The organism is Streptomyces sp. AMJ-169, from assembly GCF_055597585.1.
This window is the reverse complement of record NZ_JBVLTJ010000010.1, coordinates 276482-291742: the sequence shown is the minus strand read 5'-3', so window position 1 is coordinate 291742 and position 15261 is coordinate 276482. Positions and strand designations below refer to the sequence as shown.

Genomic DNA, 15261 nt, shown 5'->3' with positions numbered 1-15261 from the left:
TGGGGCGGAATGGGGGGCGTGCGGGAACCCGGTGGGGCGCGGGAGCGTTGGAGGGGCAGGATGGTCGGACGAGGACAGTGGACGAGAACGGGGATGGTGGGGCGTATGCAGGTGTGGGACGCGGTGGACGAGTACTTCGCCGAGCGGCTCGGGCTTGAGGACGAGGTGCTGCGGGAGACCCTGCGGGACACCGAGGCCGCCGGGATGCCCGCGATCAGCGTGTCCGCCGGCCAGGGCAAGCTGCTTCAGCTGCTCGCCCGGCTCCAGGGCGCCCGCCGCATCCTGGAGATCGGCACACTCGGCGGGTACAGCACGATCTGGATGGCCCGCGCCCTCCCCGCCGACGGCCGGCTGATCACGCTGGAGTACAGCCAGAAGCACGCGGAGACGGCGTGCCGCAACATCGCGCGGGCGGGCCTCGACAAGGTCGTCGAGGTACGCGTCGGCGCGGCCCTGGACCTGCTGCCCCTGCTGGCCGACGAGAACCCGCCCCCGTTCGACCTGGTCTTCATCGACGCGGACAAGGTGAACAACCCCCACTACCTGGAGTGGGCGCTCAAGCTCACCCGCGCGGGCAGCCTGATCATCGTCGACAACGTGGTCCGGGGCGGCCGGGTCGTGGAGTCCGACAGCCCCGACCCCGGCGTCCAGGGCACCCGCGCCGCCCTGGCCTTCATCGCCGACCACCCCCGGCTCGACGGCACGGCCGTCCAGACGGTCGGCGCCAAGGGCTACGACGGCTTCGCCCTGGCCCGCGTCCTGGCCTGACCGGCGCAGGGCACGGCGGGCAGGACCGGCGCACGGGCCCGGCCGCTCACCCCGCGCGCGGAGACGCCCCCGCCCCCTCAACCCTCGTGATAAAAGCCCACGTTGACACTGCGCGGCCCGGTCCGGTCGAGTACGAGGATCTCGCCGGACCCCCCGCGCGGCAGCGGGACGGTGCCGCCGTAGCCGACGGGCTGCGCGTACTGGCCGACGACGAGGCGGACCTCGGAGGAGGGGTCGTCCTGGGAGCCGCGCAGCCAGGACACCTGCCAGGTCCCCTCCGGCCCGCACAGGAACTCAAGATGGACGCGGGAGACGAACAGCCAGTCCTCCGGGGTCGCCAGGCGGCACACGGACCGGTCCCGCCCCACCCGCAGCACGGCCCCCGGCTCACTGGCCGCGTCGGCCATGAGCATGCCCGCGGTGGCACCCTCTTCCGTCCCGGAGACGGTGGCCATGGTGAGTTCGAGCACGTGCGCTCCCCTAGTGTCCGCCGGACGTCCGCCCGGCCCTCGCCGCCGTCTGCACAGCGGCCGAAGTGTCTTTGCACAGCGGGCGCATGATAAATCGCCCGGCCGCACCGCGTCCGGCACAATGAAGGTCATGACCGAGCGAAAGCCACGGGCCGTACCGTTCGCATCACGCGTCGGCCGGCAGATCCAGGACGCCCGCAGGCACGGCGAGTTCGGTCAACTGCCCGGCGCCGAACGCCCGTTGGCTCCGAGGCCGGCATGAGCTGGACGATCACCCCGGAGCCGTACGACTCCCCTGCCGCCGTCGCGCTGTGGCGGGCGTACTACACGGAGGTCAGCGACCGCTGGTACCTCCTGCACGAGGGCCGCCGCACCGACCCCGCCGAGCTGGAACGGGAGATCGCCGCCAGGACCGGCGCCGAACTCGCGCCGCCCGCAGGACAGTTGCTGGTCGGCCGGTACGACGGGACGGCGGCCGGCACGGCAGGGGTACGGCTGCTGGACGCGGGCACCGCCGAACTGACCCGGGTCTTCCTGCTACCGGACGCGCGCGGCAAGGGCGGTGCGGCCCTGCTGGTGGCCGCCGCCGAACACACCGCCCGCCGGCTCGGCGCCATCCGCATGATCCTGGACACCCGCAGCGACCTGACCGAGGCGCGGGCGCTGTACACGAGGCTGGGGTACACCGAGACGGACCGCCACAACAACGACCCTTACGCGGAACACTGGTTCACCAAGTCGCTGCGACAGCTGCGGAGTTGACGGCGGCTGCCACAACGCCCCGCCTCTCACGCCGAGTTGACGGCACCCCCTATAGAAGCCTCCTAGAAGCCCCCCCCCTCACGTCGCCCCCAACACCCGCCCCCCAGAAGGCCGCTCCCCCACCGACCCGCACAGCTCCCCGTTCAGCTCCTTCACCAGCCGCACCAGGTCCGTGGGCCGTTCCGGCCCCCACCAGTCCCCCAGCAGCTCCCCCAACGACTCCTCCCGGGCCTCCGACAGCCGGTCCGCCACTTCCCGCCCCCGCGCGGTGAGGTGCAGGTCGGGGCCTTCCCGCCGGGCCAGCCCGGTCTCCTCGATCTGCCGGGCCCCCTCGATCACGACGGCCAGCGGGACGGGGCTGCGCTCGGCGAGCCGGGCGGGCTCGACGGTGCCGTAGTTCCTGATCCGCAGCAGCAGCCAACTCGCCGCCGGGAGCAGGTCGTAGCCCGCGCGGGCGGTGATGTCGCGGTAGACCTCGCGGCGCCCCTCGCGGGTGCCGAGGACGGACAGCGCCCGGCACACCTCGTCGTACGACGACCGCTGGACGGGGTTGGTGGCGAGGGTCTCGGAGAGGTCGGGGGCGGTGACCGAGCCGCGCAGGCGGTCCTCCTTCAGGAACCAGGCGAGGAGGAAGCCGAGGAGGGCGACGGGGGCGGCGTACAGGAAGACGTCGGTGATCGAGGACGCGTACGCGTGCAGGGCCGGGGGGCGCAGGGCCGGCGGCAGCGCGGCGATCGCGCGCGGGTCCGACTCCAGGGTGTCCGCCGAGAAGCCCGCCGGGAGATTCGCAACTCCCTTGAAAGCGCTGGTGAGTTTGTCGGCGAGGCGGCTCGCGAAGATCGTGCCGAAGATGGCCACGCCGAAGGAGGCGCCGATCGAGCGGAAGAAGGTCGCGCCGGAGGTGGCCACACCCAAGTCCTCGTAGGACACGGCGTTTTGGACGATCAGCACCAGCACCTGCATGACCAGGCCGAGGCCCAGGCCGAACACGAAGAAGTACAGGCTCATCTCGAGGGTCGAGCTGTTCTCGGTCAGCCGGTGCAGCAGGAGCAGGCCGATGCCGGTGACGGCGGTGCCCGTCACCGGGAACACCTTCCAGCGGCCGGTACGGCTGACGATCTGGCCGGAGAGGGTCGAGGACAGCAGCAGGCCGGCCACCATCGGCAGCATGTGCACGCCCGACATCGTCGGTGTGATCCCCTGCACGACCTGGAGGAACGTCGGCAGGTACGTCATCGCGCCGAACATCGCGAAACCGACGATGAAGCTGATGACGGCGGCCAGGGTGAAGGTCCGCACCCGGAACAGCTTCAGCGGCAACACCGGTTCCGCCGCCCGGCGTTCGACCGCGACGAAGGCCACCGCGAGCACAACTCCCAGCGCCAGCAGGCCGATCACCTGTACCGAGCCCCACGCCCAGGTGGTGCCGCCGAGCGAGGCGACCAGGACCAGGCAGGTCGCGACGGCGGCGATGAGGAACGTGCCCAGGTAGTCGATGACGTGATGGGTCGTGCGGCGCGGGATGTGCAGGACGGTCGCGATGACGGCGAGCGCGACGACACCGACGGGCAGGTTGACGTAGAACACCCAGCGCCAGCTGAGGTGTTCGGTGAACAGTCCGCCGAGCAGCGGGCCGAGGACGCTGGTCGCGCCGAAGACCGCGCCGAACAGGCCCTGGTAGCGGCCTCGTTCACGGGGCGGGACGAGGTCGCCGACGATCGCCATCGACAGCACGATCAACCCGCCGCCGCCCAGGCCCTGGAGAGCGCGGAAGCCGATCAACTCGGCCATGTTCTGCGCCATTCCGCACAGCGCGGAGCCGACGAGGAAGATGACGATAGCGGTCTGGAACAGACGTTTGCGCCCGTACTGGTCGCCGAGCTTGCCCCACAGCGGGGTCGCGGCGGTCGAGGCGAGCAGATAGGCGGTGACCACCCACGAGAGGTGTTCGAGGCCGCCGAGGTCGCTGACGATCGTCGGGAGGGCCGTCGAGACGATCGTCTGGTCGAGGGCGGCGAGCAGCATGCCGAGCAGCAGGGCACCGATGGAGACCATGACGTTTCCGCCAACATGCTCCTGACCGGGAGCCTGTGCGGGCGTCTGTTCGTCCAAGGTCATGGAGACCTCCCGGGTCTCTCGCGGCCACCATGGGCCCGGTTGTCCTCACCCCATGGTGGTCGGTGTGCCCGGTTATGGCCTGTCGAGGCAGGTCCCGGAGTCAGGAAGGGGAGGGTTTCGGCCACCGCGGGGCGCGGTGCCGTGCCGTCGTGCCGGGCGGGTGAGGGATCTGCATAATTTCTGGAGTTCCGATGGGGAGGGGCGAACAGGTGAACGAACCGACGCCGTACGGGCATCCCTGCCCGGAGTGCGGGGCCCTGCGCGCCGCGGACTCCACACCGGCCTGCGACTGCGCCGAACGCGCCACCGAGGCCTTGCGCGAGACCCGCCTGGCCGAAGCGGCGGCGGCCGAGGACTTCGATCCCCTACGGATACGCCCCTACGTGGAGCTGGGGCCACGGGAGGAGACCCCCGTAGAGGCGACCATGACCCTGCGCCCGATCCCGGCACCCCCCAAACCGAACCCCGGCCCCGAACCGACCCCCGAGCCCGCAACGAACCCCCACCCCGACCCCGAGTCCATCCCTGACCCCGACGACGAGAAACCCGACAACTGGCGCCGCCGCTCCATCCTGATCGCCGCCGGCGGCGCGGTCGTAGCGACGATCACCGCCATCGTCTTCGCCGGCGGCCTCTTCGCGTACGACGCCCCCACCCGCGGCGCCTCCGCCCCGGACGACATCCGCGCGGCCGTCCCCGCCCCGTCGAGCCCGCTCACCACCCCGTCCGCCCCGGCGGAACGATCCGCCACCATCCCCCGTACGACCCCGACACCTCCCGCGAACGCGAACGCGAGCGCGCCCCCGGCCCCCTCCCCCACCCCTTCCTCCGCGACGGCCCCTTCACCCACGGCCTCCCCCAGCCCCAGCGCCTCCCCCACCTCCGACTCCATGGAGAGCCAGCGCCAGAGCGCCACCTCGTCGGCGGCCCCGGTCCTGCGCAGAGGCGACACGGGAACCGCCGTGAAGGAACTCCAACTCCGGCTGAAACAGGTCTACTTGTACACCGGCGAGGCGGACGGCACCTTCGGCGAGGACGTGGAGAACGCCCTCAAGAACTTCCAGTGGTCCCGCAAGGTCACCGGGGACGAGCTGGGGGTCTACGGGGCAGCGACGAGGGAGAAGCTGGAGAGCGAGACGGAGACACCGTCCCCCTAAGGGACATCCCTCCCCCTAGGGGACGCTCCCCTTACGGGACAGCCCTCCCCTTAAGGGACACCCCCGAGAACCCCCAGAACCCCCAGAACCCTCAGAACGTAAGCCGAACCCCCCCGCCCCACTCCTCCACCCGCACCTCACGCAGATCCCGCACCCCCACATCCACCGCATGCCCCGCAGCCCGCTCCCCCACCCCCACCACCCGCATCCCCGCCGCGACCCCCGCGGCTATCCCCGCCCCGGAGTCCTCGAACACGACACACTCCCCCGGCTCGACCCCCAGCTCGGCCGCCGCCTTCAGGAACCCCTCGGGATCCGGCTTGCTGGCGCTGACCGACTCGGCGGTGATGCGCAGGGCGGGGAGGGGGAGGCCGGCGGCGGTCATGCGGGCCGTGGAGAGGGGGACGTCCGCCGAGGTGACCAGGGCGTGCGGGAGGCCGGCGAGGGCGGTGAGGAAGGCGAGGGCGCCGGGGACGGGGACGACACCGTCCATGTCGGCGGTCTCCTCGGCGAGCATGCGCGCGTTGTCCGCGAGGTTCTCCGCCATCGGCCACTCGGGCAGCAGCGCGGCCATGGAGGCGTGCCCCTGACGGCCGTGCACGACGCTCATGACGTGGTCGCCGTCGAGTCCCTGCCGGTGCGCCCAGCGGCGCCAGACGCGTTCGACGACGGCGTCGGAGTTGACGAGGGTGCCGTCCATGTCGAGCAGGAGGGCGCGGGCGGTCAGGGCGGTGGCCGGCATGCACAGCTCCAGGCGAGGGGGCGGCGAAGGACAAGGTGGCTCCGCCCGCCGGTCAGGGAAAACGGGCGGAGACCACTTTGTTTCTCCACGGTACAAAACGAAGCGGGGTTCCCGCCAGCGCCCCGGGGAAGCGTTCATTTCCCGTTCAGTACGGCACGGCGCCGACCTGCCCGTACGCCCCCGGGGCTCGCGCGGCGTTCAACCGGGCCGGGACCGGCGGGCCCCGCGCAGCGCCCGGTCACCCGGCGATCGCCTCCCACAGGCTCCACACGCCGAGCGCGAGCATGAGGACGGCCGCGATCTTGGTGATGAGGGCCAGCGGGACCTTCTTCATCAGGGCCTTGCCGCCGACGATGCCGAGTCCCGCGACGGCCCACAGGCCGAGGACGGCGCCGAGGCCGACGGAGAGCGGGTCGTCGTAGCGGGCGGCGAGGTTGGCGGTCATGATCTGGGTCAGGTCACCGAACTCGGCGACGAGGATGAGCATGAACCCGGCGCCGGCGACCTTGAAGAAGGACTGGTTCTCGGGGCGGCGCACCTCTTCCTCCCCCTCGTCCTTCTTCAGCAGCAGCATCGCGGCGCCGCCGAGGAAGAGCACGCCGGTCACGGCGGACACGAGCTGCTTGGGCAGGAGGGTGAAGACGCTGCCGGCGGCCACCGCGAGGACCACGTGGACGGCGAAGGCGGCGGCGACGCCGGCGAAGACGTAGGAGGCGCGGTAGCGGGTGCCGAGGACGAGGCCGGCGAGGGCGGTCTTGTCCGGCAGTTCGGCCAGGAAGATGACGCCGAAGACGAGCGCCGTGACGCTGATGCTGATCAAGGTTCCTCAATCGGTCGGGGCGGCCCGGCCGAGAGCGTCGATCTTGCGATCAGGGGTCACCTCGGCAGGACAGCACACATAGGCATCCGCGCCGTGGGGCACGGATGTGCACTGCTTGCCGAAGGTCTCGCTGGCGGGTCCCTCGCGGGCCTGCCTCCGGGCGCCGGCTCAGCTGAGCTGAGCAGTATGTCGACGGTCCGGCGAAGAGCTACTCCCCTTCTGCGCCGCCCATCGTACGCGACGGTGCGGACAGGGCCGTAGGGGCGAAAGTCCCGGAGGTCCCGGGGGCGGATTCACACATCACCCGCGCACCCCCCTTCCTTTGTCATGGATGCGTCACTAGCTTCTTACCGCTCGCTCACCTTCCGGCAACACGGCACCGCGAGCATTCCCTCGCTCGCACTCCAACACCCCCACCTCCCCAAGGGAGTTCGCTATGCGAAAGCTCTACGCGCGTGGACGGCTCGGCGTCCTCGCCGCTCTTACCGGTCTCATAGCCTCGGTCGGCGTCCTCAACGGCCCGACCGCGTCGGCGGCGCTCCCCACCCCCGTCAGCGCCGCGACCGCCCGCAGCTACCTCTCCCAGCTGACCGTCGCCACGGAGAACCGCACCGGCTACAGCCGGGACCTCTTCCCGCACTGGATCACCATCTCCGGCACCTGCAACACCCGCGAGACCGTCCTCGTGCGGGACGGCGACAACGTGGTCACCAACTCCGCGTGCGCCTCGACCAGCGGTTCCTGGTACTCCCCGTACGACGGCGCCACCTGGACCGCCGCCTCCGACCTCGACATCGACCACCTGGTCCCGCTCGCCGAGGCCTGGGACTCCGGCGCCAGCGCCTGGACGACCGCCCAGCGCCAGGCGTTCGCCAACGACCTGACCCGCCCGCAGCTGATCGCGGTGACGGACAACGTCAACCAGTCCAAGAGCGACCAGGACCCGGCCGAGTGGATGCCGCCGCTGGCCTCCTACCGCTGCACCTACGTCCGCGCCTGGGTCCAGGTGAAGTACTACTACAACCTCTCGGTCGACTCCGCCGAGCGGACCGCCCTGACGAACTACCTCAGCAGCTGCTGAACTCCGGCCGCCTGAACGGGTCGTAGACATGCCCGCGGGCCGGTCACATAAGAGGTACGCGACGCCGTACGTCTTATGCGGACCGGCCCGGACGGGTACAGCCTCGGGTTACGGGCGCGTTTCGGGCAGGGGGAATCCCCGGCCTGTGCCGCTGATGAGGTCACTGATGATCTCGCCGAGGAGGGAGATAGGTGAGGCTTGCCTCGGTCGGTGCGCCAGGTCCGCTGTGCGGACGGCCTTCCGTCAATCACCGAGGAGACGGGCGGCGGAAAGGTTCGACAGAAAGCTGTCGGAACGCTGTTACGCCCGGCCGGCTATTTTCGGCATTTTTGCGCTTGATTTCCCGCAGTCGTGCCGCCAGGCGGCACGGACAAGGAAATCCGGCATTGCCCGCGGGTCAGGAACCGGTGCTGTTCCAGTCGTCCGTGGTGTAGGTGACGGAGTCGTCGCCGGCCGCGCTGACGTGCGTGGCGAGGGCCGGGCCTGCCACGCCTGAGAGGGTGAGCGCGAGGGCCGCGGCGCCGAGCAGACCAGCCATGGCGCGGTGCGTGCGATTCCCCAACTTGCTTTCGCTGTAAGGCATTTGACTTCCCCTGTCACTGCTGGAGCGGGTTGACGGGATTACCTTCGCGAGAGCCCGTCAGCGCTCGATCAGCGCGGAATGAGATGCCGATCTACAGCCGATGAGTGACCTTGTGATCCGCGTGCGGCAGAGGGGGTGTCCGGCATTCCGGACCGGGGCAGCATGTGCCCGGGTCACTTACCGGAAGTCAGAAAGTACGGCGCAGAATTCATCACTTACCGGTGATCTTCACGCCATCTCGACCCGGCCCCAAGAAAAAACCGAACGCCCTGCTTGAACCTGCAAGCACTCAGCTAGGATGATCATCCGATCCGGCTCCGCTCGGATGCCCAGGACAGGCGGATTCAAACAGTGAGGTGACCCCGGTGGCGGTCCTCTACGTGTCCCTTCTCGGCCCTCTGGAAGTGCACCGGGACTCGACGAGACTGGACCTGGGCAACCCGCAGCAGCAGGCGCTGTTCACCGCACTCGTGCTGCGCCGGGGCAGGACCGCGTCGGCCGCCGATCTGATGGAGGCGATCTGGGGCGAGGAGGTTCCCGCCTCGGCCCTGACGACCTTGCGCACCTACGCATGGCGGCTGCGCAAGATCCTGGAGACCAACAGCAAGTCCCCCCAGTTCCTGGTGTCGGTGGGGGACGGCTACCGGCTCGCGGTCACCGACGAGCAGGTCGACTGGTCCCAGGCAAAACGATTCAGCCGCGCTGCGGGAACCGGCATCGCCGAAGGCGACCCGCAACGCGCCCTGAGCCGGCTCGAACAGGCCCTCGCCCTGTGGCGCGGCGAGCCCCTCGCCGGCATCCCCGGCCCCTACGCCGCCCTCCAGCGCGACCGGATCACCGAGACCCGCCTCGCCCTGGAGGAGGAGCGCCTCGACATCCTCATCTCGCTCGGACGCGGCCAGATGAGCATCCCGGAGCTGGTCGAGCTGGTCGGGCGCTACCCCTTACGCGAGCGGCTGTACGCGCTGCTGATGCGCGCCCAGGCCCAGTCGGGGCGGCGGGCGGACGCGCTGACGACCTTCCACGACGCGCGCCGGCTGCTCATCGACGAACTCGGGGTCGAGCCGGGCGCCGAACTGGCCGCCGTGCACCAGCAGGTGCTCAGCGGCGAGCTGGACGCCGTACCGGAACCGCCGCCGCCGGCGGATCCCGGGGCCGGACCGCTCGCCGACCCGCCCCCGCCGGCGCCCGCGTCCGCCCACTTCCTGCCCGCCCAACTCCCGCCGGAGCCCGCCGACTTCATCGGGCGCGCGCATGTCGCGGGCGCGCTCACCTCGGCGATGAACGCCGACCGCAGAGCGACGCTGCCCGTCGTGGTGCTGGCCGGGATGGGCGGCGTCGGCAAGTCCTCGCTGGCCCTGCACGTCGCCCACCGGGTGCGCGAGGCCTACCCCGACGGCCAGTTGTACGCCGACCTCGGCGCCTCGCAGACCCCGACCGCGCCCGAGGTCGTCCTCGCCGGTTTCCTCAAGGCGCTCGGGGCGCGGGCGGAGGACATCCCCGAGTCGCTCGCCGCCCGAACGGCCATGCTGCGTACGGTCCTTGACGGCCAGCGCGTGCTGATCGTGCTGGACGACGCCAAGGACGCCGCGCAGGTACGGCCGCTGCTGCCGGGCAGCGCGCTGTGCGGGGTGCTGATCACCAGCCGGGCCCGGCTCGGCGGCCTGCCGGCCTCGCTCCAGGTGGAGCTGGACGCGTTCTATCTCGACGAGGCGCTCGAGCTGCTGACGCACGCCATCGGCACCGAGCGGGTGCAGGCCGAACTCGGCGCCGCCTCGGCCCTGATGGAGTCGTGCGCGTTCCTGCCGCTCGCCGTGCGGATCGTGGCCGCGCGGCTCGCGGCGCGCCCCCGCTGGAGCATCCGGTCGCTGGCGACCCGGCTCGCGGACGAGCAGCGGCGGCTGAGCGAGCTGAAGGCGGGCGACCTCACCGTGTCGGCCGTCTTCGATGTGACGTACCGTCAGCTCACCCCGGAGCAGGGGCACGCGCTGTCCCTGCTGGCCTGCGTCAGCAGTCCGGACCTGGCGCTGGCCAGCGCGGCGGCCCTGCTGGACCTCGAACTCCTGGACGCCGAGGACCTGTTGGAGTCGCTGGTCGACGCGGCCGTGCTGGAGGCGGCGGCGGCCGGCCGGTACCGCTTCCACAGTCTGCTGCGGACGTTCGCGCGGGAGAAGCTGCCGAGCGACGAGCACCACGACCCGATGTGGCGGCTGCTGCACTCGCTGCTGGCGTCGGCCGTGAACGCCTTCGGGCACGCCGTGCCCGGCGATCCGGTCGAGGACGTGCTGTCGATGGGCGTGATGCCGGGGCTGCGCTTCGACGATCTCGCGCAGGCGCGGGAGTGGGCGGTCACCGAGGCGCCGACCGTGCTCGCGGTGGTGGGGCAGATCTCGGCGTGCTGGGTCCACCCGACCCAGGGCTCGAGGGCGTGCGAGCGGGAGTGGCTGATCTCGGCGGCGAATCTGCTGATCTCGCTGAGCGCCTACTGGGCCGACACCAGCCATATCGACTGGGCCGCCGCCATCAACGTCCTCACCCAGGCCGCCGGGGACGGATTCGACCTGCGGGCCGAGGGGCGGGCCCGGTTCCTGAACGGCAACATCCACCTCGCCAAGGCCCAACTCGCCGAGGCCGTCCAGCAGTCCACGCTCGCCGTCGGGCTCGCGCGGCGCACCGAGGACCATGTGATCCTCCGCCAGGCCCTCAACGACCTCGGTCTGGCACACCAGTTGAGGGGCGAGTTCGCGGAGGCGATCAGCTGCTACAACGAGGCGATCGAGCTGGCGCGGCGGCTCGGGCATGTCACCGGCGAGGTGGCGACGACCCTCAACTCCGCTCTCCTGCACGTCCATTCGGGGCATCCGAAGCAGGCGATCGCCGTGTGCGAACGGCTGCTGTCCGACCCGCACGCGCTGCGCGGGGACGACGCCGGGGCCTCGTACTCCTTCTATGTGCTCGGGCTCGCGCACCACACGCTCGGGGAGCATCAGCAGGCCGTCTTCTGGTACGAGAAGTCGCTGTCCGTCGCCATGGAGCTGGGGCTCGCGATGCGGGAGGCGTCGGCGCGGTTCCGGCTCGCCGACTCGCTGCGCGCCCTCGGCCGCGCGGAGCTGGCCGCCGTCGAGGCGCAGCGCGCGGTGGAGATGTGCAAGAAGGCCCGCGACGCCCGCAATCTCGCACAGGCGCTGATGATCCAGGGCCGGGTGCGGCTGGACCTCGCGGACGCGCCGGGGGCGCGGGCGGCGCTGGTGGAGGCGCACCGGCTGATGGCGGAACTGCGGCTGCCGGAGGAGCAGCAGGCGGCGGATCTGCTGCTGCTGGCGGAGGAGCTGCTGGCGGAGGCGGTGCGGGAGGAGGTCGCGGAGCGCACCGTGGGAGCGGTTGCAAAGGTCTACGGCACCCCCTCACCCCCGCCGTGAGGCGACCGCCAGCAGGTTGACCCCGCGCGCGCCCGAGTCGGGGTCGATCAGCAGTTCGCGTTCCATCTTGAGGACGTTGGCGTACACGTTCTCCTCGCTGAGGGCGTCCTTGTAGCCCTCGCTGGAGGCGGGCAGGACGAGGCAGGGGAAGCCGGCCAGGGCGTCCAGGTCCAGGTCCAGGGAGAGGTGGAGCAGGCGGAGCTGGCCCGGGGTGAAGAGGTGGGCGTGCGGGGTGTCGGGGGCGTGCGGGTCGAGTCCCGCGAGGCTGCGCAGGGCCGCCTGGAAGTCGCCGGTGCCGAGGTACTCCAGGGCCGTGTGCCAGCGGCTGGGCAGCAGGGACACCAGCAGGCCGCCGGGCGCGAGCAGCGCCGCCAGGGTGCGCAGCCCCTCCTGCGGATCGGCGAACACGCTCAGCGGCGAGCGGTCGTGCAGGACCAGGTGGTGGACGCCGGCGCCGAGTACGTCGGCCAGGTCGCGCGGCGCGGCGGCGACATGGCGGACCCGGTGGTCGTAGCCGGCGCGGACGGACAGCGTGTGGGCGGTGCGGGCGGCCTCCGGGGTCGCGGCGAGGAACACGCCGTTGCTGTAGGGGTGTTCGGCGGTGATGCGGCGGGCCCACCGGTCCGCGTGGACGCCGGTGACGACGAAGGCGAACGACTCGGGGAGGCGGGGGAAGACGGACTGTTCGAGCGCGGTCCACAGTAAGGCGTCGGTGAGCCGGTCGTAGAGGCCCCGCGCGAGGCCTTCGCCGTCCGGGCGGCGCTCGCTCCGACTCGCCTGGGCGGAAGGGGAGTTGTGGAGGTCGAGGGGGCGACTGGGCTTGCCCGTACCGGGGTTGGGGCTCCCGGCGTCCCAGCCCGCCCCGCCCGTAGCGGAGTTCAGGCCTGCGCCCACCCCAGTTCCCCGACTGTTCATGTGCCGCCGGACGCTGTCCACGCCGCCGCCTCCCCTGCTGTCACGGTCCACCCCGTTGCCCCGACTCACCACGGCACACCGGCCGTTGCCTTTGACACCCCCGGGCTCCCCCGCCGTCCCGGACGTCATGGAGTCGGAGGTCCGCCGGTGCGCGCGGGGTTCGTCCGCCCCGGCACGCCGGCCACCGCTCTCAGTGGGTCTTCGCGGGGAAATCCTATGGCCGCACCGCCTGTCCCCTGACGGTCGGGGCCCCTGGTACGGGCGCCGGAGCGGACCCGGGAGCCCGCCCCTCACGCCCGGCTCCGGGCCGCCACCAGACGCCGGACGCCCGAGCAGGACGCGACGACCGAGAGGTCCAGGTCGGCGAGGAATCGCGTCAGTCCGGACCGGTCCGGGAGGAACAGCACCGAGTGATGGACCTCGACGGCGGCCGGATCGGCGGCGGGCACCGTGAGGAAACGCCGGACCACGTACCGCCCCGCCGCGGCTCGGGGCAGCACGAAGCTCTCCGCGAGGAGCAGGTGGTCGCCGGCGCGCAGGAGGGAGCCTCGCGGGTGGTGGACGGCGCTGCGCGGGGCGCCGAGGCCTGCGCCGGCGTCCTCGGCGAGCAGCAGGCCGAACAGGACCGCTCCGCCGGGGGCCAGCCGGGTCAGGAGCGGGGCGAGCAGCGCGCGGGCGGCGTCCGGGGCGAGGGTGTTGAAGGTGTCGTGCGACAGCAGCAGCGTGTCGAACTCCCAGTCGGGCGGCAGGAGTCGGGGGTCGGTGGCGGTGCCGAGGCGGAAGGTGTAGCCGGGGGCGTCCCGGAAGGAGTCCACCGCGTGCGCGACGATCGCCGGGCCGGGGTCGGTGCCGAGGTAGCGCCGGACGCCGAGGGCGCGCAGGGCGGCGGCGTACCGGCCGGGGCCGCACACCGGGTGGTGGACCGCGGTCGGCGTGCGGTCCAACACCTCGGTGTACCAGTCGAGTTGGCGGCGGATCAGGCGGTGCGGTGCCGGATCGACTTGCCCGGTGCTCAACAGGCTTGGCCTGTCGGCGAGTTGGGCGCTCAGCAGGCGGCGGCTGAAGGCGGGGTCGGTGAAGGGCGGCGCCGGTAACCGGGTGAGCGCGTGCGGGGACAGGGAGCGCGGATCGGGGGCGTCAGGGAGGATCGCCTGGGCGCCGTACCGGAGGAAGTGCCCGGACAGGCGGCGCAGTTCCTCGGGGGTCCGCTCTGTTTCCGCTCGCATGTTCCTGGCGTTTCCGCTCGCGTTTTCCGGGTGTGCCATCGTTCCTTTCGCGCGCGGGCCGGGTCAACGGCGTTGCGCGATCGCGTACTTGGGGTGGTCGCACCTCTTTCTCTGGAGGGCGTCGCCGCCGGTCAGGGGAAACCCGGCGGCGACGCCGGCTGGTGGGGGCCCGGGGGCCCGGCCCGCCCGCCGCGTGGGGACGACGGGCGGACGGATGGGGTGAGGGCTTGCTCAAGGCCTCACGCGGGGCTCGCTCAGGGCTGCTCGGAGCCCCGCCCGGGCAGGGCTCGCCCGGAGCCTCGTACAGGGGCTCGCTCAGGGCCTCGGCCGGGGATCTCGCCACGGGTCCGGGGCTCTCGCCGTCCGCTGCTGGGGCAGTCCGTCCCGCTGCGGACGGGCGGCGGCGGGGGTCGGGCGGGCGGGTACTACCGAGCCGGGGGGCCGGGCGGCGCCGAGCGGGCGGCCGGGGCCCTGCGGTAGTAAGGGTCGCCTGAGCGGCTGCGGCCCTCCTGTCATCGGTGGCCGCGCGGCCGTCGGGGGCATCCCGCTCCGGTCGGGCAGCCGCAGCCGGGAGCCCAGCGCCATGCCCAGCTGGAACCGGTTGTCCACGCCGAGCCGGTCCATCAGCGAGCGCAGGATGTTCGTCACCGTCCGGGGGCTGATGCCCAGGCGGTGCGCGGCGCTCGCGTCGGTGTGGCCTGCGTAGAGGAGGCTGATCAGCTTGCGCTGTCGGTCGTCGAGGTTGAGGGCCGGCGGCGCTGCCGCGTCGGGCGCGCGCCCCGGTCCCCGGCGGGGGCGCGCGTCCGGCGGAACGGGCCTGACGGCCGCCGGAAACTCAGGAGCTGCCATGGCGCTTGCCTCTTCCCTTCGTCCGGGCAACCCGGTCGTCCGGGCTCCGTGGGGGGCGAACTTCGGTGGGGTCAGGCAACCTGACGCCTTCACCTTGGGGCAGGCCGATCGCAGCAGGATCAGCGCCGGATCAGCGAACGCTTGCAGTGCAGCGTGCGGGGGCCGCGGACGGAACGGGGACAGCGCGGGGCGGGCGCCGGCGAGGCTCCCCAAGCCCCCTAGGGAGGCTCCCCGAGCACCCCCCACCCCGCCAACTCTTCACAACTCACCCCCACTCACCCCCACCCCTCGCGAACTCCCCACCCCCAGCGCCGCGTTGGCAAAGGTTTGCGCGCGATCCCCCGGCCCGGG

The 15261-nt window shown here is 72.1% G+C and carries 14 protein-coding genes; 6 read left to right on the top strand and 8 right to left on the bottom strand.

Going from position 1 to position 15261, the window contains the following annotated elements; all coding sequences use genetic code 11:
* Positions 1-105 precede the first annotated feature (105 nt).
* A complete protein-coding gene (locus tag ACYUD3_RS25335; protein WP_470974032.1) occupies positions 106-768 on the top strand; it encodes an O-methyltransferase in 663 nt (220 codons plus the stop codon).
* A 77-nt stretch (positions 769-845) separates the two neighbouring features.
* Here the strand turns inward: ACYUD3_RS25335 and ACYUD3_RS25330 are convergent, their stop codons facing one another.
* The gene (locus ACYUD3_RS25330) at positions 846-1238 is read right to left on the bottom strand and encodes a hypothetical protein (protein WP_470974029.1); all 393 of its coding nucleotides are present in this window, start codon (positions 1236-1238) and stop codon (positions 846-848) included.
* A 130-nt stretch (positions 1239-1368) separates the two neighbouring features.
* Here ACYUD3_RS25330 and ACYUD3_RS25325 point away from each other — a divergent pair, with 130 nt between their 5' ends.
* Complete coding sequence (locus ACYUD3_RS25325; RefSeq protein WP_470974026.1) at positions 1369-1500, top strand: hypothetical protein; 132 nt, start codon at positions 1369-1371, stop codon at positions 1498-1500.
* Positions 1497-2000, top strand: coding sequence for a GNAT family N-acetyltransferase (locus ACYUD3_RS25320; protein ID WP_470974023.1), 504 nt, complete (start codon positions 1497-1499; stop codon positions 1998-2000). Before ACYUD3_RS25325 ends, ACYUD3_RS25320 begins: the two co-directional genes overlap by 4 nt.
* A gap of 78 nt (positions 2001-2078) precedes the next feature.
* Here ACYUD3_RS25320 and ACYUD3_RS25315 read toward each other — a convergent pair whose 3' ends face one another.
* Complete coding sequence (locus ACYUD3_RS25315) at positions 2079-4118, bottom strand: DHA2 family efflux MFS transporter permease subunit (protein WP_470974020.1); 2040 nt, start codon at positions 4116-4118, stop codon at positions 2079-2081.
* Between the two features lie 209 nt (positions 4119-4327).
* On the opposite strand from ACYUD3_RS25315, the gene ACYUD3_RS25310 reads away from it, so the two are divergent.
* Positions 4328-5275 (top strand): peptidoglycan-binding domain-containing protein, encoded by a 948-nt coding sequence (locus ACYUD3_RS25310; RefSeq protein WP_470974017.1) that lies wholly within the window; start codon positions 4328-4330, stop codon positions 5273-5275.
* A gap of 91 nt (positions 5276-5366) precedes the next feature.
* On the opposite strand, the gene ACYUD3_RS25305 is transcribed toward ACYUD3_RS25310, so the two are convergent.
* Together ACYUD3_RS25305 and ACYUD3_RS25300 are read right to left on the bottom strand one after the other, a co-directional pair.
* Positions 5367-6017, bottom strand: a complete 651-nt coding sequence (locus ACYUD3_RS25305) for an HAD-IA family hydrolase (protein ID WP_470974014.1) — start codon at positions 6015-6017, stop codon at positions 5367-5369.
* Between the two features lie 238 nt (positions 6018-6255).
* Positions 6256-6837: a TMEM165/GDT1 family protein gene (locus ACYUD3_RS25300; RefSeq protein ID WP_470974011.1), complete on the bottom strand. Its 582-nt coding sequence runs from the start codon at positions 6835-6837 to the stop codon at positions 6256-6258.
* Positions 6838-7273: 436 nt separating this feature from the next.
* Here ACYUD3_RS25300 and ACYUD3_RS25295 point away from each other — a divergent pair, with 436 nt between their 5' ends.
* On the top strand, positions 7274-7918 hold the full coding sequence (locus ACYUD3_RS25295; protein ID WP_470974008.1) for an HNH endonuclease family protein: 645 nt from the start codon (positions 7274-7276) through the stop codon (positions 7916-7918).
* 397 nt (positions 7919-8315) lie between these two features.
* On the opposite strand, the gene ACYUD3_RS25290 is transcribed toward ACYUD3_RS25295, so the two are convergent.
* The gene (locus tag ACYUD3_RS25290; protein WP_470974005.1) at positions 8316-8501 is read right to left on the bottom strand and encodes a hypothetical protein; all 186 of its coding nucleotides are present in this window, start codon (positions 8499-8501) and stop codon (positions 8316-8318) included.
* Positions 8502-8866: 365 nt separating this feature from the next.
* On the opposite strand from ACYUD3_RS25290, the gene ACYUD3_RS25285 reads away from it, so the two are divergent.
* Entirely contained in the window at positions 8867-11920 is a 3054-nt protein-coding gene (locus ACYUD3_RS25285) for an AfsR/SARP family transcriptional regulator (protein WP_470974002.1), read from the top strand.
* On the opposite strand, the gene ACYUD3_RS25280 is transcribed toward ACYUD3_RS25285, so the two are convergent.
* The 3 genes from ACYUD3_RS25280 to ACYUD3_RS25270 form a co-directional block, all read right to left on the bottom strand.
* Positions 11906-12814: a hypothetical protein gene (locus ACYUD3_RS25280; RefSeq protein WP_470973998.1), complete on the bottom strand. Its 909-nt coding sequence runs from the start codon at positions 12812-12814 to the stop codon at positions 11906-11908. The genes ACYUD3_RS25285 and ACYUD3_RS25280 overlap by 15 nt on opposite strands.
* A gap of 311 nt (positions 12815-13125) precedes the next feature.
* Complete coding sequence (locus ACYUD3_RS25275) at positions 13126-14061, bottom strand: methyltransferase domain-containing protein (protein ID WP_470973995.1); 936 nt, start codon at positions 14059-14061, stop codon at positions 13126-13128.
* Between the two features lie 315 nt (positions 14062-14376).
* Positions 14377-14910: a helix-turn-helix domain-containing protein gene (locus ACYUD3_RS25270; RefSeq protein ID WP_470973994.1), complete on the bottom strand. Its 534-nt coding sequence runs from the start codon at positions 14908-14910 to the stop codon at positions 14377-14379.
* Positions 14911-15261: the final 351 nt, after the last annotated feature.